Source organism: Arthrobacter globiformis (assembly GCF_030818015.1).
Lineage (GTDB): Bacteria > Actinomycetota > Actinomycetes > Actinomycetales > Micrococcaceae > Arthrobacter > Arthrobacter globiformis_C.
Genome location: NZ_JAUSZX010000001.1, coordinates 1,884,245 through 1,903,663 on the forward strand (window position 1 = coordinate 1,884,245; position 19,419 = coordinate 1,903,663).

Annotated in this window: 17 protein-coding genes; 13 read left to right on the forward strand and 4 right to left on the reverse strand. The window is 67.7% G+C overall.

Translation table 11 applies throughout. The features are described from left to right. Window positions 1-17: 17 nt before the first annotated feature. Both QFZ23_RS08670 and QFZ23_RS08675 read right to left on the reverse strand, forming a co-directional pair. Window positions 18-983, reverse strand: a complete 966-nt coding sequence (locus QFZ23_RS08670; protein ID WP_306922156.1) for a quinone oxidoreductase family protein — start codon at window positions 981-983, stop codon at window positions 18-20. Between the two features lie 107 nt (window positions 984-1,090). Then, a complete protein-coding gene (locus QFZ23_RS08675; protein ID WP_306922158.1) occupies window positions 1,091-2,197 on the reverse strand; it encodes a fatty acid desaturase family protein in 1,107 nt (368 codons plus the stop codon). A 177-nt stretch (window positions 2,198-2,374) separates the two neighbouring features. Here QFZ23_RS08675 and argC point away from each other — a divergent pair, with 177 nt between their 5' ends. From argC to QFZ23_RS08720, 9 genes are all read left to right on the forward strand, one after another. Continuing rightward, the gene (argC, locus tag QFZ23_RS08680) at window positions 2,375-3,406 is read left to right on the forward strand and encodes an N-acetyl-gamma-glutamyl-phosphate reductase (RefSeq protein WP_306922161.1); all 1,032 of its coding nucleotides are present in this window, start codon (window positions 2,375-2,377) and stop codon (window positions 3,404-3,406) included. Beyond that, window positions 3,403-4,569, forward strand: coding sequence for a bifunctional glutamate N-acetyltransferase/amino-acid acetyltransferase ArgJ (gene argJ / locus QFZ23_RS08685; protein ID WP_306922163.1), 1,167 nt, complete (start codon window positions 3,403-3,405; stop codon window positions 4,567-4,569). The genes argC and argJ overlap by 4 nt, the downstream gene beginning before the upstream one ends. Window positions 4,570-4,600: 31 nt before the next feature. Next, entirely contained in the window at window positions 4,601-5,533 is a 933-nt protein-coding gene (gene argB / locus QFZ23_RS08690; RefSeq protein ID WP_306922165.1) for an acetylglutamate kinase, read from the forward strand. Then, entirely contained in the window at window positions 5,530-6,807 is a 1,278-nt protein-coding gene (locus tag QFZ23_RS08695) for an acetylornithine transaminase (RefSeq protein ID WP_306922167.1), read from the forward strand. The genes argB and QFZ23_RS08695 overlap by 4 nt, the downstream gene beginning before the upstream one ends. Continuing rightward, entirely contained in the window at window positions 6,804-7,799 is a 996-nt protein-coding gene (gene argF, locus QFZ23_RS08700) for an ornithine carbamoyltransferase (RefSeq protein ID WP_306922170.1), read from the forward strand. Before QFZ23_RS08695 ends, argF begins: the two co-directional genes overlap by 4 nt. Further along, window positions 7,800-8,330 carry an arginine repressor gene (locus tag QFZ23_RS08705; RefSeq protein ID WP_003798679.1) on the forward strand — a complete coding sequence of 177 codons (531 nt, stop codon included), beginning with the start codon at window positions 7,800-7,802 and terminating at the stop codon, window positions 8,328-8,330. It abuts the gene before it with no gap. Window positions 8,331-8,392: 62 nt separating this feature from the next. Next, the gene (locus QFZ23_RS08710; protein ID WP_306922171.1) at window positions 8,393-9,598 is read left to right on the forward strand and encodes an argininosuccinate synthase; all 1,206 of its coding nucleotides are present in this window, start codon (window positions 8,393-8,395) and stop codon (window positions 9,596-9,598) included. A gap of 5 nt (window positions 9,599-9,603) precedes the next feature. Further along, window positions 9,604-11,037 carry an argininosuccinate lyase gene (gene argH, locus QFZ23_RS08715; RefSeq protein ID WP_306922173.1) on the forward strand — a complete coding sequence of 478 codons (1,434 nt, stop codon included), beginning with the start codon at window positions 9,604-9,606 and terminating at the stop codon, window positions 11,035-11,037. Between the two features lie 120 nt (window positions 11,038-11,157). After that, on the forward strand, window positions 11,158-11,919 hold the full coding sequence (locus QFZ23_RS08720) for a maleylpyruvate isomerase family mycothiol-dependent enzyme (protein WP_306922175.1): 762 nt from the start codon (window positions 11,158-11,160) through the stop codon (window positions 11,917-11,919). A 23-nt stretch (window positions 11,920-11,942) separates the two neighbouring features. Here QFZ23_RS08720 and QFZ23_RS08725 read toward each other — a convergent pair whose 3' ends face one another. Next, complete coding sequence (locus tag QFZ23_RS08725; protein WP_306922177.1) at window positions 11,943-12,452, reverse strand: methylated-DNA--[protein]-cysteine S-methyltransferase; 510 nt, start codon at window positions 12,450-12,452, stop codon at window positions 11,943-11,945. Window positions 12,453-12,465: 13 nt separating this feature from the next. After that, window positions 12,466-14,055: a DNA-3-methyladenine glycosylase 2 family protein gene (locus QFZ23_RS08730; protein WP_306922180.1), complete on the reverse strand. Its 1,590-nt coding sequence runs from the start codon at window positions 14,053-14,055 to the stop codon at window positions 12,466-12,468. 111 nt (window positions 14,056-14,166) lie between these two features. On the opposite strand from QFZ23_RS08730, the gene QFZ23_RS08735 reads away from it, so the two are divergent. From QFZ23_RS08735 to tyrS, 4 genes are all read left to right on the forward strand, one after another. Continuing rightward, on the forward strand, window positions 14,167-14,805 hold the full coding sequence (locus QFZ23_RS08735) for a DNA-3-methyladenine glycosylase (protein ID WP_306922182.1): 639 nt from the start codon (window positions 14,167-14,169) through the stop codon (window positions 14,803-14,805). Between the two features lie 9 nt (window positions 14,806-14,814). Further along, a complete protein-coding gene (locus tag QFZ23_RS08740) occupies window positions 14,815-15,372 on the forward strand; it encodes an adenine phosphoribosyltransferase (RefSeq protein WP_306922184.1) in 558 nt (185 codons plus the stop codon). A 173-nt stretch (window positions 15,373-15,545) separates the two neighbouring features. Continuing rightward, window positions 15,546-17,774, forward strand: a complete 2,229-nt coding sequence (locus QFZ23_RS08745; protein WP_306922187.1) for a HelD family protein — start codon at window positions 15,546-15,548, stop codon at window positions 17,772-17,774. A gap of 92 nt (window positions 17,775-17,866) precedes the next feature. Beyond that, window positions 17,867-19,180 carry a tyrosine--tRNA ligase gene (gene tyrS, locus QFZ23_RS08750; RefSeq protein ID WP_306922189.1) on the forward strand — a complete coding sequence of 438 codons (1,314 nt, stop codon included), beginning with the start codon at window positions 17,867-17,869 and terminating at the stop codon, window positions 19,178-19,180. Window positions 19,181-19,419: the final 239 nt, after the last annotated feature.

Sequence of the window (19,419 nt, forward strand, 5' to 3'; positions counted from 1 at the left end):
CATTGCTTGAGGCCAGGCTAGGGGACCAGCAGAACCTTGCCCGTGGTGCGCCGGCCTTCGAGGTCCTCGTGGGCCCGGCCTGCCTCGGCCAGCGGGTAGGTGGCGCCGATGCGGACGTTGAGGCTGCCATCGGCCGCGGCGCCGAAGATTTCCGTGGAGCGCCAGAGCCGTTCCTGCGGGTTGCCGAGGAAGTGGGCGAGCGACGGGCGCGTGAGGGTCAGTGAGCCGCCGGCATTGAGGCGCTGCGGGTCCACCGGCGGAACGGGTCCGGACGCTGCGCCGAAGAGCACCAGCGAGCCCCGGGTGCGCAGGCTGGCCAGCGAACCGTCGAACGTGTCCTTCCCAACGCCGTCGTAAACCACGTTCACGCCGGCGCCGTGAGTCAGGTCCCGGACGGCGTCGGCGAAGCCGTCGTAGGGCAGCACCTCGTCAGCGCCTGCACCGCGGGCCAGGGATTCCTTCTCGTCCTTGGACACGGTGGTGATGACGCGGGCGCCGCGGGCCTTCAGGAGCTGGATCAGCAGCAGGCCCACCCCGCCGGCGCCGGCGTGGACCAGCACGTTGTGCCCGGGTTCAACGCGGAACGAGGAGTTGATGAGGTAATGGGCTGTCATGCCCTGGAGGGGGAGCGCCGCGGCCGTGTGATCGTCGACGCCGTCCGGGACGGGCAGGGCCTTCGCGGCGTCCAACACGATGTACCCGGCGTAGCACCCGGCACCTTCGGCCGTCGCCACGCGGCTTCCGACGGCGTAATCCTCCACCCCTTCACCGACTTCCTCGACGACGCCGGCAGCTTCCGATCCGGGTGTGAAGGGGTAGGACACCTTGTAGGTGCCGCTGCGCTGGTAAGTCTCAATGAAATTGACGCCCGTTGCCGCTACTTTCACCAGCAGCTGGCCAGGTCCGGGGACTGGGCGGTCGATCTCCGTGAATTCCAGAACCTCCGGTCCACCCGGCTGCCGGGCGACGATGGCGTGCGTCATGGAAACTCTCCTTATCCGGGCCGGGACCTCCGGCACCCTTCCTCACTCATCCTAGGGACAACCCATCCTAGGGAACGTGGACGTGCACGCGAAGTCGGAGCAGCCGGCTAGTAACGCCGGGAGACCGCTGCCATGGGGCATTCGAAGTGGCGTCCCGCAGCGAGCCCCACCTCGTTGAGGTACCGGACGATGATCCCGAACGACGCCGCCAAGGTGGTCTCCGTGAAAGGGATCCCCTGTGTGTCGCAGTGCTGGCGCACAATCGCCGTTGCCTTGTGCAGCTGGGGCCGGGCCATGTCGGGGAAGAGGTGGTGCTCCACCTGGCGGTTCAGGCCGCCGAGCAGGATATCCATGAACCGGCCGCCGGAAATGTTGCGTGATGTAAGGACCTGACGGCTGAGGAAGTCGACGCGGCTGTCTGCCGGAAGGACCGGCATGCCCTTGTGGTTGGGCGCAAAGGACGCACCCATGTAGAAGCCGAAAACAGCCAACTGCACGCCGATGAAGGCGGCAGCCATGCCCAGCGGCAGGAATGAAAACGCCAGCACAGGCAGGATGCTGAGGCGGGTCAGCAGGATAGGCAGTTCCACCCAGCGGTGCGTGACCTTGGCGCGCCGGAAGATGAAGCGCACCGAATCTATCTGCAGGCCGAGGCCCACAAGGAACAGCAGGGGGAAGAACAGCCAGCCTTGCTTGCGCGTCAGCAGCGCCAGCCGGCCCTGCCGTTTGGCCGCGGCTTCCGTGTGGAACACGATGGCACCGGGTGCGATGTCAGGGTCCTTGGATATGACGTTCGGGTGGTTGTGGTGTGCCCCGTGTTTCTGCTCCCACCACGAGTAGCTGACGCCGGCGACGGATGTGGCCAGGAGCCGTGCGGACCAGTCGTTGGCCCGCCGGGAGGCGAATATCTGGCGGTGGCCGGCCTCGTGGGCCAGAAAGCTCAGCTGCGTGCAAATGATGCCGAGCGCCGCGGCGATGAGGAGCTGGAACCAGCTCTGGCCGATCAGCGCGAAACCGAACCACACCGCTGCCATGAGTGCAGCCAGCGTGGCGAAGACGGTGATGTAGAAGCCCTGGCGCCGCTCCAGGAGTCCGGCTGCCCGCACGGACTTGAGCAGATCAGAGTAGCTCTGAGTTACAGGGTTCGGCCTCTGCACTCTGCTTGCTTGGCGAATACGCGGTTGTGGGCGCTCGGAAGTGATAGTGGGGGCCATGAACTGCGTGCCTCGTAACAATAACGGGCGACGCTGCGGCCGACATTCGGCGCGCGCGGTCAGGATCACCCTCTGCCAAGCATACTCTGGCCAGCGAGGCTGGCTCGCCTGGCGGGCGCGGGTCAATCATGCATAAATATCGGTACCTATGCATAGTCTTGCTGTATAGTCGATTACATGACTATTTCTGTTGCCGTTTCCGGCGCCAGCGGCTATGCCGGCGGCGAAGTCCTCCGCCTCCTGGCCGGCCATCCGGACGTCACCATCGGAGCCATCACGGCACACAGCAACGCCGGTTCCAGACTAGGCGAACTGCAGCCGCATCTCCATGGCCTGGCGAGCAGGATTCTCGAGGAGACCAGCGTGGAGAACCTGTCCGGGCACGACGTCGTGTTCCTCGCCCTCCCGCACGGGGCGTCTGCCGAGATCGCGGCCAAGCTCCCTGAAGGCACGGTGGTGATCGACGCCGGCGCGGACCACCGCCTGGAGGACGCCACCGCGTGGGAAAAGTTCTACGGTTCGGACCACGCCGGGACGTGGCCCTACGGCCTGCCTGAGCTGCCGGGCCAGCGCGAGAAACTCAAGGGCGCCAACCGGATCGCCGTCCCGGGCTGCTATCCGACGTCGGCGCTGCTCGCCCTCACGCCCGGCTTTGCCGGCGGCCTGCTCGAGGGGAACGACGTCGTCATCGTCTCCGCCTCCGGCACCTCCGGGGCCGGAAAGGCAGCAAAGGTGAACCTCATCGGCGCCGAGGTCATGGGGTCCATGAGCCCCTATGGCGTGGGCGGTGGCCACCGGCACACGCCGGAAATCGAGCAGGGCCTGTCCAACGCCTCCGGCGGGCCGGTGACAGTTTCCTTCACGCCCACCCTGGCGCCCATGAGCCGGGGCATCCTCACCACAGCCACCGCGCGGGTCAAGCCCGGCGTCGGTGCCGAGGAACTTCGCCGTGCCTGGGCGGAGGCGTATGACGACGAGCCGTTCGTCCACCTGCTGCCCGAAGGCCAGTGGCCCACCACCAAGTCCGTGCAGGGCTCCAACCATGCCGCCATGCAGCTTGCGTTCGACCAGCACGTCGGGCGCGTCATTGTCACGTGCGCCATCGACAACCTGACCAAAGGCACCGCCGGTGGAGCGGTGCAGTCCATGAACATTGCCCTTGGCCTGCCGGAGACCGCCGGCCTTAACCTGCAGGGAGTTGCCCCGTGACCGTTACCGCCCCCAAGGGATTCCGCGCCTCAGGCGTCACTGCCGGACTCAAGGCCTCAGGAAACCCGGACCTCGCCCTCGTGGTCAACGACGGACCGTCCAAGGCGGCAGCCGCGGTCTTCACCTCCAATCGGGTTGCCGCGGCCCCTGTCCACTGGTCACGCCAGGTGGTCTCGGACGGCCGCGTCGACGCTGTGATCCTCAACTCCGGCGGCGCCAACGCCTGCACCGGCCCGCAGGGCTTCCAGAACACGCACACGACGGCCGAGAAAACGGCCGAGGCACTGGGACTGTCCGCCACCGACGTCTTTGTCTGTTCCACCGGCCTGATCGGCGAGCAGCTGCCCATGGACAAGATTGTCCCCGGCATCGACGCTGCGGCCGCCGCCCTGCGCGCCGACGGCGGTCCCGAAGCGGCCACTGCCATCATGACCACCGACACGGTGTCCAAGCAGGCGGTCTTCAACGGCGCCGACGCCGAAGGAAATGAATTCACCATCGGCGGCATCGCCAAGGGCGCCGGCATGCTGGCACCCGGACTCGCCACCATGCTGGTGGTGCTCACCACCGATGCCGACGTGCAGCCGGAAATGCTCGATCTCGTCCTCCGCGACGCCACGCGGGTCACCTTTGACCGGGCCGACTCCGATGGCTGCATGTCCACCAACGACACCGTGGTGCTGCTCGCCTCCGGCGCTTCCAAGGCCGTTCCGTCAGCCGACACCTTCGGCCAGGGCCTTACCCAGGTCTGCGCCGAGCTGGCCCGCAAGCTGATCGGCGACGCCGAGGGTGCCAGCCACGACATCGCGATCCGGACGTTCAACGCGGCCACCGAGCGCGACGCCGAAACCGTCAGCCGCGCCGTGGCCCGCTCCAACCTCTTCAAGGCCGCCATTTTCGGCAAGGACCCCAACTGGGGCCGGGTGCTCTCCGCCGTGGGAACCACCGACGCCATGTTCGAACCGGACCAGCTCAACGTGTCCATGAACGGCATCCAGATCTGCCAGAACGGCGGCATCGGCCAGGACCGCAAGCTCGTGGACCTGGAACCACGAGAGGTGCTCGTGGAGATTGACCTGCAGGCCGGCGGGGCGGAAGCCACCATCTGGACCAACGACCTTACGCACGACTACGTCCACGAGAACAGCGCCTACTCAAGCTAGATCCGCCAGCAAACCCTGGAGAACCAGCCGCATGAACACCCAGACCCGCGAGTCAACGTCCATGAGTGATGCCCAAGACAAGGCCGGCACACTCATCGAAGCCCTGCCGTGGATCCAGCGCTTCGCCGGAACCACCATGGTGATCAAGTACGGCGGCAACGCCATGGTCAACGACGATCTGCGCCGCGCCTTCGCCGAGGACGTCGTGTTCCTCCACCACGTGGGCATCCACCCCGTGGTGGTGCACGGCGGCGGCCCGCAGATCAACTCGATGCTGGGAAGGCTCGGCATCGAGTCGGAATTCAAGGGCGGCCTGCGCGTCACCACGCCCGAGGCGATGGACGTGGTGCGCATGGTCCTCACCGGACAGGTGGGCCGTGAACTGGTGGGCCTGATCAACTCGCACGGGCCCTACGCCGTCGGCATGTCCGGTGAAGACGGCGGCCTCTTGCGCGCCGTCCGCACCGGCACCGTGGTTGACGGCGAGGAGGTGGACCTCGGGCTCGTTGGCGAGGTGGTCGGAGTGGACCCCGCCGGCATCGTGGACATTCTCGACGCCGGCCGGATCCCCGTGATCTCCACCGTCGCCCCGGAGATATCCGAAGACGGTAGCACCACCGGACAGGTGCTCAACGTCAACGCAGACACGGCGGCGGCCGCCGTCGCGTCGGCCCTTGGCGCCTCCAAACTTGTCATCCTCACTGACGTCGAGGGCCTTTACGCGAACTGGCCGGACAAGTCATCGCTCATCTCGTCGGTGACTGCTTCGGAGCTGCGGGAGATGCTGCCGCGCCTTGAGTCCGGGATGATCCCCAAGATGGCGGCCTGCCTGAAAGCCGTTGACGACGGCGTCGAACGCGCACACATCGTGGACGGCCGGCTGCCGCACTCGATGCTCCTGGAAACCTTCACGACCGCCGGCATCGGCACCCAGGTGGTCCCGGACGAGGAAGTGAACGCATGAGCAACTTTGAACAATCGGCACTCGTTGAGCAGTCCCCGGTGGTAGAGCTGGTCGAAACCAAGGGCCACTCCAGCGGCGCCGACTGGCTGGCGCGCTACTCGTCGTCGCTGATGGGTGTCTTCGGCACGCCTCAGCGGGTGCTGGTCCGCGGCGCGGGCTGCCTCGTCTGGGACGCCGACGGCAAGGAGTACCTGGACCTCCTGGGCGGCATCGCCGTTAACGCGCTGGGCCACGCCCACCCATTCGTGACCTCGGTAATCTCCAGCCAGCTGGCCACCCTGGGGCACGTCTCCAACTTCTTCACCAGCCCCACGCAGATCGCCCTGGCCGAAAAGCTGCTGGAACTCAGTGCAGCGCCGGCCGGCTCGAAGGTGTTCTTCACCAACTCCGGCACCGAGGCCAACGAGGCAGCCTTCAAGCTGGCCCGCCGGAACTCCGGCACCGAAGGCGGCAAACCCCGCACACGGATCATCGCGCTCGAAGGCGCATTCCACGGCCGGACCATGGGCGCACTCGCGCTCACGGCCAAGGAGGCCTACCGTGCTCCCTTCGAGCCGGTGCCCGGCGGCGTCGAGCACATTCCGTTCGGGGACATCGAGGCCCTGCGCAACGCGGTGGACAACACCGTGGCTGCCGTCTTCCTGGAGCCGATCCAGGGCGAGGCGGGCGTCCGGCCCCTTCCGGCCGGTTACCTGAAGGCCGCCCGCGAGTGCACCGCCGAAGCCGGCGCCCTGCTGATCCTCGATGAGGTGCAGACCGGCATCGCACGCACGGGCAAGTGGCTGGCCAGCGAGGACGCCGGGATCGTGCCCGACGCCATCACCCTTGCCAAAGGCCTTGGCGGCGGTTTCCCGATCGGCGCGCTCGTCACGTTCGGTGAGAAGACGTCGTCCCTGCTCTCCGCAGGGCAGCACGGCACCACCTTCGGCGGCAACCCGGTGGCCACCGCTGCGGCTCTGGCCACGCTGCACGCGATCGAAAGCCAGCACGTGCTGGACAATGTCCGCGTGGTGGGTGAGCATCTCCGGCAGGCGCTGGCCGCCGTCGACGGCGTCACAGAGGTGCGCGGCGAGGGACTGTTGATCGGCTTCGACCTGGATGCCGACGTCGCCCCTGCCGCCGTGACCGCTGCCCTGGACGCCGGCTTCATCATCAACAGCCCTGGCCCGCGCACCATCCGTCTAGCCCCGCCGCTCATCCTGACCACCGAGCAGGCGGACCGTTTCCTGGCCGCCCTTCCGGCCATCCTGCAAACCGCAAAGGACGCACAGTGACTTCCACCGGCACCATCCGCCACTTCCTCAAGGACACGGACCTCAGCCCTGCCGAGCAGGCGGAAGTCCTGGAACTCGCGGGCCGCATGAAGGCGGCGCCTTACAGCGTCCAGCCGTTCGCCGCCGAAGGCAGCGGCCGCAAGACCGTTGCAGTGATCTTCGACAAGACCTCCACCCGGACCAGGGTCTCCTTTGCCACCGGGGTGGCGGACATGGGCGGCAACGCCCTGATCATCAACCCGGGCGAGGCGCAGATCGGCCACAAGGAATCCGTCGAGGACACCGCCAAGGTCCTCGAGCGCATGGTTTCCACCATCGTGTGGCGGACCGGGGCGCACTCCGGCCTCGTCGCCATGGCTGAGAACTCAAAGGTTCCGGTCATCAACGCCCTGTGCGACGACTACCACCCCTGCCAGCTGCTGGCCGACCTGCTTACCGTCAAGGAGCACAAGGGCGAACTCAAGGGCCTCACCATGGCCTACCTCGGCGACGCCGCCAACAACATGGCCAACTCCTACCTGCTGGCTGGCGTCACCGCCGGCATGCACGTACGCATCGCCGGTCCCGAGGGCTACCTCCCCGCGGCCGGCATCGTGGCGGCCGCCCAGGAACGTGCCTCCGAGACCGGCGGATCCGTGCTCATCACGACCGACGCGGCGGAGGCACTCAAGGGGGCCGACGTCGTCGCCACCGACACCTGGGTCTCCATGGGCCAGGAAGCCGAAAAGGAAGCACGGATGCAGCTGTTCCGTGAATACTCCGTGGACGAGGCCGCGCTGGGGCAGGCCGCCGCGGACGCCGTCGTGCTGCACTGCCTTCCCGCCTACCGCGGCTACGAAATCTCGGCTGGCGTGATTGACGGCCCGCAGTCGATCGTGTGGGACGAGGCCGAAAACCGCCTGCACGCGCAGAAGGGGCTCATGGCCTGGCTCATGCACCAGTCCGGACTGGCCGTCGTCGACGGGCTGCGCCCCCTGGCAGGGCAGGCGTAGTTGTCCGTCCCCGCACCCTCGCCCGGGGCGAGCCCGGCCACCAAGACCGCCCGCCAGGCGCGGATCACCGCGATCCTGACCGGCGAATCGGTGCGTTCCCAGGCCGAGCTTGCGGCATTGCTCGCGGACGACGGCGTACAGGTCACCCAGGCCACGCTGTCGCGTGACCTCGTGGAGCTTGGTGCCGTCCGCGTCCGGGGCAAGGAAGGCGTGCTGGTGTACGCCGTTCCCGGTGAAGGCGGGGAGCGGGCGGCCAAGAGCGGGGTCAGCCAGGAAATCCTGGATGCCAGGCTGGCGCGGCTGTGTGGGGAGCTACTGGTCACGGCCGAGGCATCAGCCAACCTCGTGGTGCTCAGGACCCCGCCGGGCGCGGCGAACTTCCTCGCCCTCGCCATCGACCATTCCGTAATGCCCTCGATCCTGGGCACCATCGCCGGGGACGACACCGTGCTGCTCGTGGCACGGGATCCGCTGGGCGGGCCGGAACTGGCTGCCCGGTTCCTGCAGCTCGCCGAGGAAGCCGGCCAGTAGAACCTGGCCGCTACCTTTCAAGACAAACAAACAACAGAAACAACAACTAAGGAGCATTTGACGTGACTGAGCGTATTGTTCTGGCCTACTCCGGTGGCCTCGATACTTCCGTAGCCATCGGCTGGATCGGTGAAGCCACCGGTGCCGAGGTCATCGCCGTGGCGGTCGACGTGGGACAGGGCGGCGAGTCGCTGGAGACCATCCGCCAGCGCGCCCTGGGCTGCGGCGCCGTCGAAGCCTATGTGGCGGACGCCAGCGACGAGTTCGCCAACGAATACTGCGTGCCCACGCTGAAGGCCAACGCCCTCTACCAGGGCCACTACCCGCTGGTCTCCGCGATCTCCCGCCCGGTGATCGTCAAGCACCTGGTCAAGGCAGCCCGCGAATTCGGCGCCACCACCGTGGCCCACGGCTGCACCGGCAAAGGAAACGACCAGGTCCGCTTCGAAGTAGGCATCCAGACCCTCGGCCCGGACCTGAAATGCATCGCCCCGGTCCGCGACCTCGCCCTGACCCGCGACAAAGCCATCGCCTTCGCCGAGGAAAAGGGACTGCCGATCGAGACCACCAAGAAGAACCCGTACTCGATCGACCAGAACGTCTGGGGCCGCGCCGTCGAAACCGGCTACCTCGAGGACATCTGGAACGCCCCCACCAAGGACATCTACGACTACACCGCCACGCCGGAATTCCCGCCGGCACCGGACGAGGTCACCATCTCCTTCGAAGCAGGCGTTCCGGTAGCGATCGACGGCGTGAAGGTCACCCCGCTGCAGGCCATCAAGGAACTGAACCGCCGCGCCGGCGCCCAGGGCGTGGGCCGCATCGACGTCGTCGAGGACCGCCTCGTGGGCATCAAGTCCCGCGAAATCTACGAAGCCCCGGGTGCCATGGCGCTGATCACCGCGCACAAGCACCTCGAGGACATCACCATCGAACGCGAGCAGGCCCGCTTCAAGGCCACCGTTGGCCAGCGCTGGGCCGAACTGGTGTACGACGGCCAGTGGTTCTCCCCGCTGAAGCGTTCCCTGGACGCCTTCATCGAGGACACCCAGAAGTACGTCACCGGCGACATCCGCATGGTGCTGCACGGCGGCCAGGCGATCGTCAACGGACGCCGCTCCGAGACCTCGCTCTACGACTTCGAACTCGCCACCTACGACACCGGCGACACGTTCGACCAGTCCATGGCGCGCGGCTTCATCGAGCTGTGGGGCATGTCCGCCAAGGTTGCCTCCGGCCGCGACATCCGCGTCGCAGGAAAGTAGCCCCTGTGGCTGAGCAGGAAACCAAACCCCAAGCTACAAACACGGGTGCGCTGTGGGGCGGCCGGTTCGCCGGCGGCCCCGCCGACGCCCTTGCGGCACTGAGCAAGTCCACGCACTTCGACTGGCGCCTGGCGCGCTACGACATCGCCGGCTCCAAGGCGCACGCCCGCGTGCTGCACAAGGCCGGGCTGCTGGATGCCGCCGAGCTCGAAGGCATGCTCGCAGCCCTGGACCAGCTGGATGCGGACGTCGCCTCGGGCGCCTACGTGCCGGCGGAATCTGATGAGGACGTGCACGGTTCCCTGGAGCGCGGCCTGATTGAGCGGGCCGGCACCCAGCTGGGCGGGAAGCTCCGGGCAGGGCGTTCCCGCAACGACCAAGTGGCCACCCTGGGCCGCATGTTCCTGCGCGACCACGCCCGGATCATCGCACGCGGCGTGCTGGCCACCATCGACGCGCTGGTGGAGCAGGCCAAGGCCCACCAGGGAGTGGCGATGCCGGGGCGCACGCACCTGCAGCACGCGCAGCCCGTCCTGCTCAGCCACCACCTCCTGGCCCACGCCTGGGCGCTGCTGCGCGACGTGCAGCGGTTGCAGGACTGGGACAAGCGCGCCGGCGTTTCGCCCTACGGTTCAGGTGCCCTCGCCGGCTCGTCGCTGGGCCTTGACCCCGAGGCAGTTGCCGCGGACCTGGGCTTCTTTTCCGCCGTCCACAACTCGATCGACGGTACCGCGGCCCGCGATGTCTTCGCCGAGTTCGGCTGGGTGGCCGCGATGATCGGCGTGGACCTGTCCAGGATCTCGGAGGAAGTCATCTTCTGGGCCACCAAGGAGTTCTCGTTCGTCACGCTGCACGATTCCTACTCCACGGGATCGTCCATCATGCCGCAGAAGAAGAACCCGGACGTGGCTGAACTGGCCCGCGGCAAGGCCGGCCGTCTGATCGGCAACCTCACCGGCCTGCTGGCCACGCTCAAGGGCCTGCCGCTCGCGTACAACCGCGACCTGCAGGAGGACAAGGAACCGGTGTTCGACGCAGCCGACACGCTGGAGCTGCTGCTCCCGGCCGTCTCCGGAATGATCGCCACCCTGAAGTTCAACACCGAACGGATGGAATCGCTCGCTCCGCAGGGCTTCGCGCTGGCCACGGACATCGCCGAATGGCTGGTCCGCCAGGGTGTTCCGTTCCGCGAGGCGCATGAGCTCTCGGGTGCCGCCGTGAAGCAGGCCGAAAGCCGCGGCGTGGAGCTGTGGGACCTGACGGACGAGGAGTATGCCGCCATTTCGGAGCATCTCACCCCCGAGGTCCGCAGCGTCCTCAGCACGGAAGGCTCGCTCAACAGCCGGAACTCGCAGGGCGGCACGGCCCCGGCCGCCGTCGAACGCCAGCTCGCTGCGCTGGAAGGCGAGCTTAACGGCGTCCGCGAGTACGCGGGATAGTCGGCAGCTAAGAGTGGCCCCCGCCGGCAGGTTTCCGTCGCGGGGGCCCACGCCGGCGAAGGCCCCCGTCTGAGCTTGCGAAGGCAGGGAGCCGGTGGGTCACTCCGCTACGATTGCGGCATGACCGCGATCACACCTGACACTTTGCTCGCCGAGCTCCATAAAGCGGCCGACGCCGTTTCCTCCCTGGCGGCCAAACTCACCGAGGCTGACGTCCCGGCTCCCTCTGCCCTCCCGGGCTGGACCCGCGGGCATGTCCTCGCGCACATCACCGGCATCTCCAACGCGATGGCCCGGCAGCTCGAATACGCCGCGCGCGGGGAAGCGGTGGAACTGTACGACGGCGGCTACGACGGCCGCACGAAGGCCATCGAAATGAGCGCCGGGCATGCCCTGGAACAGCACCGGGCGGACCTGGACGCAGCGCTGGAGCGGGCGCTGCGCGCCTTCGATTCGCTGGAGGCGGATACGGGTTCCGATGCCGCCGGTGCCGGCGGCTGGCGCGCGCCTATCTCCTACCGCGGGGGAGTGGTGCTGGACGGCGGCCTGGCGCTCTGGCGCGAGCTGGTGATCCATGCCTCCGACCTCAACACCGGCCGCGGCCCGGAAACGTGGAGCAGGCAATTCTGCGAGCACCTGTTAACCTTCCTGGCCGCGCGCGTGCCCGAGGACCAGAAGCTGGTGCTGCAGCCGCTTGGCATGCCGCCGGTGACGATCGGAACCGGCGGCCGTTCCACGGTCGTCAGTGGAATGGTCACCGACATCGCCGCCTGGCTCGCTGGACGGGAACCGTCGCTTGGCAGCCTGCGCGCCTCGGCCGCCGCCGACGGCGTGGACCTGCCGGAGCTGCTGCCGTGGCCTTCCGGGGTTCCGGCGAAATAGCGCCTAACCCAGGGCGCGGCAGCTTAACCCGCTGCGAGTCCCTGCTTTTCCCGGGCCAGCAGGCTTTCCTTGATCCGCAGACCCCAGCGGAAGCCACCCATGGTGCCGTCCGTGCGGACCACGCGGTGGCACGGAACGAACAGCGCCACCGCGTTGAAGGCACAGGCGCTGGCGGCGGCCCGGACTGCCCTGGCGTTGCCGGACAGCTCCGCGTACTCGGTGTACGTAACCGGCGCCCCTGGGCTAACGGTGCGGAGCACGTCCCAGGCGTGGGCGCGGAACGGGCCTGATTTCTGCAGGACCGGCACGCTCATGGCGGGAGCCGGATTGCCCGTGTAGAACGCCTCAACCGCGGCTGATATCGGGCCGAGGTGCTCCACTGCCTCGTAGGCGTCCGGCAGGAGCTCTGGATGGATCTGGCCCGTGAGGTCCTGGGGGTCGGCCGTCCAGCCTGAGCCGAGCACCACGCCGTCGCGGGCGATGATCGTGAACGGCCCGTCCGGCGTGGTCATGGTGAGCAGTTGGGCTTTCATTGCACTGTCGCTTTCATTGCGCTGTCACTTTCATTGCTTTGGGCACGGACGTTTTGGACCCGGACGTCTTGGATGCAGCCGCGGCCGCCCGCCAGAGATGCATGGTGGCATACGAACGCCACGGGCTCACTTCGCGGAAGTCCGAGGACAGGAAGTCCGACGGCGGCGCGGCGCCACTTCCGGCAGTACCGCCGGGCAGCGCCCGGATTCCGTTGCGCACCGCGGCGTCGTTGGCGAGGAAGATGTCCGGCGCGCCGATGACCCGCATGGCCACATATCCCACGGTCCACGGCCCCACGCCGGGCAGCGGCAGCAGCTTGGCAGAAAGGCTGGGCAGATCGTCCCCGTAGCCAAGGTCCAGCTTGTTTTCGGCCAATGCCGTGGCCACGGCCAGCAGCGACTCTATCCTGCGCCGCGGGCCGCGCAGCAGTTCCGCGCCGGCCCCGGCGATCTGCGCCGGCGACGGGAACAGCCGGGAAAGCCCGTCGCCGGCGGCCGCGCTGGGACTGCCGGCCGCAGCCAGCTGCGTGAGGGCAGTGCGCGCGGCGGCCACCGTGATCTGCTGCCCGACCATGGCGCGGACCAGCAGTTCCTGCGGATCCAGGGCACCCGGCAGGCGGATCCCCGGCGCTGCCGCCACGGACGCCGCAAGCCGAGGGTCGGCGCCGAGCGCGCCGTCGATGGCAACGGGATCGGCGTCGAGGTCAAAAAGCCGGCGAACCCTGCTAAGCAGGGCCGGCAGGTCCCGGAGGTCCATGGCTCCGATGGTGAGCACCAGCGGCCGCCGGTGCGCCCCGCCGTCGTACTCCACCTTGCCACCCAACAGGGTGCTGCGCTCCTCGGTGGCGTTGCCTTCGCCGGTGTATTCCACGCGGAACCGCGCGTCCCCGTGCGGGAGCCTCAGTGTCCGGGCATAGGACGTTGCGGTTCCGGCCTCGATCCCCGGAATGGCGCGAACGGCGAGGAAGCTGAACACGCCGGGGTCGAACGGCTCCCGGTAAGGGAGAGCCAGCGTGAGTGAGGTGCTCGCAGGGGCGGACGGATGGTGCCGGGCGGTGCTGCGCAAGGCCGTCGGCGTCATGTCGAACACCTCGGCCACGGTCTCGTTGAACTGGCGAACGCTGCTGAAACCCGCGGCGAAGGCGACGTCCGCAAACTTCATCCCCGTGGACACCAGCAGCGTGCGCGCGGTCTGTGCCCTGCTGGCCCGGGCCAGGGACAGGGGACCAGCGCCCAGTTCATGGCTGAGGATCCGGTTCAGCTGGCGGGACGAATAGCCCAGCCTCGAGGCGAGCCCCTCAACGCCGTCGCGGTTGATCACGCCGTCGTTGATCAGCCGCATGGCCCGGCCGGCAACATCCGAACGGAGGTTCCAGGCTGGCGTGCCTGGCACGGCCTCGGGCAGGCAGCGCTTGCACGCGCGGTACCCGGCCTCGTGCGCGGCGGCGGAGGTCTCGTAGAACGTGACATTTTCCGCCTTGGGCGTCCTCGCCGGGCATGAGGGCCGGCAGTAAATGCCCGTGGTCCGCACCGCCGTGTAGAACTGCCCGTCGAAGCGGGTGTCCCGCGCGTCGATGGCGCGGTAGCGCTGCCAGAAGTCCATGACTCCATCCTGCCAGCCGCCAGAAGGCCGTGCTAGCGGAAATCGGACATGGCCGTGGAGCGGCTCTCGGGCATCAGGCCCGGCCAACAGGCGCTTCGGTAAAGTCGGGACATGACCTCCAGCGGCCCTGTGCGGCAGTTCCTGTCCGGCGATGCCCGCGAAATAGCCCCGCTGCTCCTGGGCGCTGTCCTGACCCACGACAGCGGGGAAGGTTCCGTTGCCGTCCGGATCACAGAACTCGAGGCCTACATGGGTCCCGTCGATTCACTGCACCCTGACCCCGGCTCCCACACATACCGCGGCCCAACCCGCAGGAACGCCCCCATGTTCGGCCCGGCCGGCCACCTCTACGTCTACTTCACGTATGGCATGCACTACTGCGCCAACATCGTCTGCGGCCCGGCCGGCCACGCCTCGGCCGTCCTGCTGCGCGCGGGTGAAATCGTTCAGGGCCGGGAACTGGCGCTCACGCGGCGGCCGACGTCGAAGGCCGCCAAGGACCTGGCCAGCGGACCGGCCCGGCTGGCCACAGCGCTCGGACTGACCACCGAGGACAGCGGGCGGGACGCCCTGGGCCCTCCGTTTGGCCTGGTTTTGCCGCCGGCACCCGCCGCCCATGTCAGCACCGGGCCGCGGGTCGGCGTCGCCGGGCATGGCGGCACGCACGATTATCCATGGCGGTTCTGGCTCACCGGCGACCCGACCGTGTCCCGTTACAAGGCTGCGAAGGCGCGCCCGCCGCGGGCGTAGGCTGGACGGGTGAACCACAGCGAACAAGCCCCTGCCCGCAGGCCCGTCCCCGTGGACGAACTCATTACCAGCCTCTGCGCGACCGTTCCGGACTACCCCAAGCCCGGCATCACCTTCAAGGACCTGACCCCCGTCTTCGCCGATGGTGCCGCGTTCCGTGCAGTCGTTGACGCGCTCGTGGAACCGTTCAAGGGGCAGTTCGACGCCGTGGCAGGAGTCGAGGCACGGGGCTTCCTGCTCGCCGCCGCCGCGGCCTACGCCACAGGCACCGGCGTGGTGACGGTGCGGAAGGCCGGGAAGCTGCCGCGGGAGGTTTACTCCGAGGATTACGCCCTGGAATACGGCAACGCCACCCTGGAACTTCACACCACCGACCTGGCCCGCGGCAGCCGGGTGCTGATCCTTGACGACGTCCTCGCCACGGGCGGCACCCTTGGGGCAGCCGCCCGCCTGTTTGAACGCTGCGGTGTCCACGTCTCGGGCGTGGGCGTGGTGATGGAACTCGGCGAGCTGCGCGGCCGCTCGGCGCTTGCCGGGCATCGCGTGCGGTCGCTGCTGCGCCTCTGATGTTTTGATCCGCGGGCCGTGCGCGGCCCTGGCTTACCGGGCCCTGAACAGCGGCCTTGTCGGTGAGCGGCGGAGCCGCGCCGTCAGATAACCTGCTTTAAGCAGCTCAACAGCCGCCACGTAAGCCGAAAAGGTTATAGAATGGACGGTCTGTCTTTTGCGATAGGGGAACGATGCTCGACGCCGATTTGGCCCACGAACGGGACTATGTAGCCGGTCTGTACACCCGGCTTGATGAACTGCGCGAGGAAAAGCGCGCCCAGCTGGCCCAGGTGCGCCGCGCGGGAGCAGTCGGCACCATGCAGAATGTCTCCGAACGCGACGCCTTCGCGGCCCTGTACGAGGACCGCCTCGCCCAGCTCGACGCCGTCGATGACCGCCTGGTGTTCGGTCGGCTGGACCTGGACTCCGGGGAGGCACAGTACATTGGCCGCATCGGGCTCACCACCGAGGATCTCGTCCGGCTCATGGTCGACTGGCGCGCGCCGGAGGCCGGCCACTTCTACCAGGCCACCGCATTTGACCGGCAGGGCGTGCGCCGGCGCCGGCACCTGATCCTGCAGGGCCGCGAGGTCAAGGCCATCGAGGACGACGTCCTGGATGCCGACATGCTCTCCGACGCCGACTCGCTGCAGGGCGAGGGCGCCCTGCTTGCCGCCCTGAACTCCAAGCGCACGGGCCGGATGTCGGACATCGTGGGCACCATCCAGTCCGAGCAGGACCGTATTATCCGGTCTTCCATCTCTGGCGCCCTCGTGGTCCAGGGCGGGCCGGGCACCGGCAAAACCGCCGTGGCCCTGCACCGCGCCGCCTATCTGCTGTATACCCACCGCGACCGGCTCAAGTCCGCCGGCGTGCTGCTGGTGGGCCCGTCGTCGTCGTTCATGAAATACATCGAACGCGTCCTGCCGTCGCTGGGTGAGACCGGCGTGGTCATGGCCAGCCTCGGCAGGCTCATGCCGGGCATCAATGCCGTGCCGGAGCAGGAGGCGGACGTCGCCGCCATCAAGGGCCGGCTGGACATGGCCGAGGTCATTGCCAACGCCGTGGCCAACCGGCAGCGCGTTCCGGCCGAAAACCGGATCCTGGAAGTCGACGGCCGCAAGCTGACCCTTACGCCCCGCCAGGTCCGGCGCGCACGTGAACGCGCACGCTCCACCGGCAAGCCGCACAACGAGGCCCGCGTTACGTTCGTCAAGATCCTGCTCCGGGAGCTGACCGAGCAGATGACCGAACTCGTCGAGGCCGGGAACATCGGCAACAACGCCGACCGCTCGTACCTCGCCGAGGACGTGCGGACAGCCCGCGATGTGCGCATCGCGCTCAACCTGTGCTGGATGCCCATGACGCCCGAGAAGCTGGTGGGCGAACTCCTCAGCAAGCCTGCCCTCCTCGAAGCCTGCACGCCCGGGTTCACGGCCAGGGAACGCGAGCTCCTGCTGCGGGCTCCCGATGCCCCGTGGACCGAGGCCGACGTACCCCTGCTCGACGAAGCTGCCGAGCTTCTCGGTGAACTGGATCCCGCCGCCGGCCGCGGCCTCGCCCAGCAGGAGCAGGACCGGGCCCGCGCCCTGGCCAACGCCCGGCAGACCCTGGTCAACATGGAGTCGGCCGGCGTTGATGTCCTCATGTCTGCCGAGGACCTCGTTGAACAGAACGAGGAACGCGAGGCCCGCCTGACGGCAGCCGAGCGCGCCACCAGCGACCGCACATGGGCGTTCGGCCACATCGTCGTCGACGAGGCACAGGAACTGTCGCCCATGCAGTGGCGGCTCCTGGTCCGCCGCTGCCCGCTCAAGTCCTTCACGATCGTGGGGGATATCGCCCAGACCAGTTCCGTGGCCGGAGCGAAATCCTGGCAGGGAGCCCTCGCCCCGATGTTCGGCGACCGCTGGCAGCTGGAGGAGCTCACGGTGAACTACCGCACGCCGTCGCAGATCGCCGAAGCGGCGGCGCGGATGGCCAACGCGGCTGGACTCGTGGTATCGGCCCCGAAGGCGGTTCGGGAAGGCCGCTGGTCGCCCATTATCGACCGCGTAGAGCGGTCGGGCATTGTGAACCGGCTGGTGGAGGTCCTCCCGGATGAGCTCCAAGCGCTCGACGGCGGTCTGCTCGCCGTGATTGCCGACGGCGACCTGCTGAGGGAAGCCACCGCGGCGCTGCGCGCGGAGTACGGTTCCCGGCTGGGCACGGGTGCCGGCAGTTATGAACAGGACGTGGTGGTCATCAGCCCGCGGGAGGCCAAGGGACTTGAGTTCGACGGCGTCGTGGTCCTTGAACCGAGCGCCATGCTGAACCATGAGCACGGCAGGGTCGGCGATCTGTACGTCGCCATGACCCGCCCCACGCAGCGGCTTCGGCTGATCGCAGCCGCGGACGTTCCGGCGGGCATCGAGCGTTAAGGTTTCCGGGCAGGCCCGGCCGTTCGCGGCCCGGCCTGCCTGCTGCCCTTCACGAGGGTCGCGGTTGCGCTGATCCTGCTAACTTAGAAAGCGTGTCACAACTAAACGACCTCGAATCCCAGCAGAACGACCCCAGCTTCGCCAACATCTGGCAGGAGCTCAAATGGCGCGGCCTTGTCCACGTATCCACCGACGAGGTGGAACTGGAAAAGCTCCTCGCCGGGGAACCGGTCACCTATTACTGCGGATTCGACCCCACGGCGCCGAGCCTCCACCTGGGAAATCTGGTCCAGCTCCTCCTCATGAGGCGGCTCCAGCTTGCCGGCCACAAGCCCCTGGGTCTTGTGGGTGGCTCCACCGGGCTGATCGGTGATCCGCGTCCGACGGCGGAACGCACCCTGAACACCAAGGACACCGTTTCGGAGTGGGTTGGCTACCTGCAGGCCCAGGTCCGCCGCTTCCTCAGCTTCGATGGCGCCAACGCCGCCAGGATGGTCAACAACCTCGACTGGACCGCGCCGCTGAGCGCGATCGACTTCCTTCGCGAGGTCGGCAAGCACTTCCGCGTGGGCACGATGCTCCGCAAGGACGCCGTGGCCTCACGCCTCAGCTCCGAGGAGGGCATCAGCTACACGGAGTTCAGCTACCAGATCCTGCAGGGCATGGATTACCTCCAGCTCTACCGCGATTACGGCTGCATGCTGCAGACCGGCGGATCCGACCAGTGGGGCAACCTCACCAGCGGTACCGAGCTCATCCGCAAGGTGGAGGGCAAGACGGTCCATGCACTGGGCACCCCGCTCATCACCAACGCCGACGGTACCAAGTTCGGCAAGAGCGAGGGCAACGCCATCTGGCTGGATTCCGCCATGGTCAGCCCGTACACCTTCTACCAGTTCTGGCTGAACACCGCCGATGCGGATGTCGTGGACCGGCTAAAGGTGTTCACGTTCCTCACCCGGGCCGAGATCGAGGAAATTGCCGTGTCTGTCGCCGAGCGTCCCTTCGCCCGCGAGGGCCAGCGGAAGCTCGCCTACGAGGTGACGGCGCTGGTCCACGGCGCCGAAGCCACCGAAAAGGTCATTGCTGCTTCCGCGGCGGTTTTCGGCAACGGCGATCTGTCGGTCCTCGACGAGCAGACGCTTGCCGCGGCAACTGCAGAACTTCCGTCCGCATCCGTGGACGGCACGGGCCTCGGCATCATCGACCTGCTGGTTGCTTCGGGGCTGTCGGAGAGCAAGTCAGCCGCACGCCGTGTCGTCGGAGAGGGCGGCGCCTATGTCAACAACGCCAAAGTCACGGATCCGGACGCGGTGATCTCCCCGTCTCAGCTGCTGCACGGCAAGTACCTGCTGCTCCGCCGGGGCAAGAAGAACCTGGCCACAGTTCAGGTGTCCGGCGCCTAGCACCGGAACGGGCAAAATGCACGCTCCTCCGCAGCCGATTTGCACGGCCGCGGGGGAGCGTGTAATGTCTTCTGAGTCGCCGCCGCTGAGCGGTGACAAACTCCCTTCACTGAGAAGCAATTCTTCAACTACAAGCATGAATGAAGAAAAGCTTCCATTAGTGCTGGGTTTGATTCATTCCACGAGGTGAATATCGGGTGAATATCCCGGATTTGCAAAGTGAAAATGAATGAAATAAG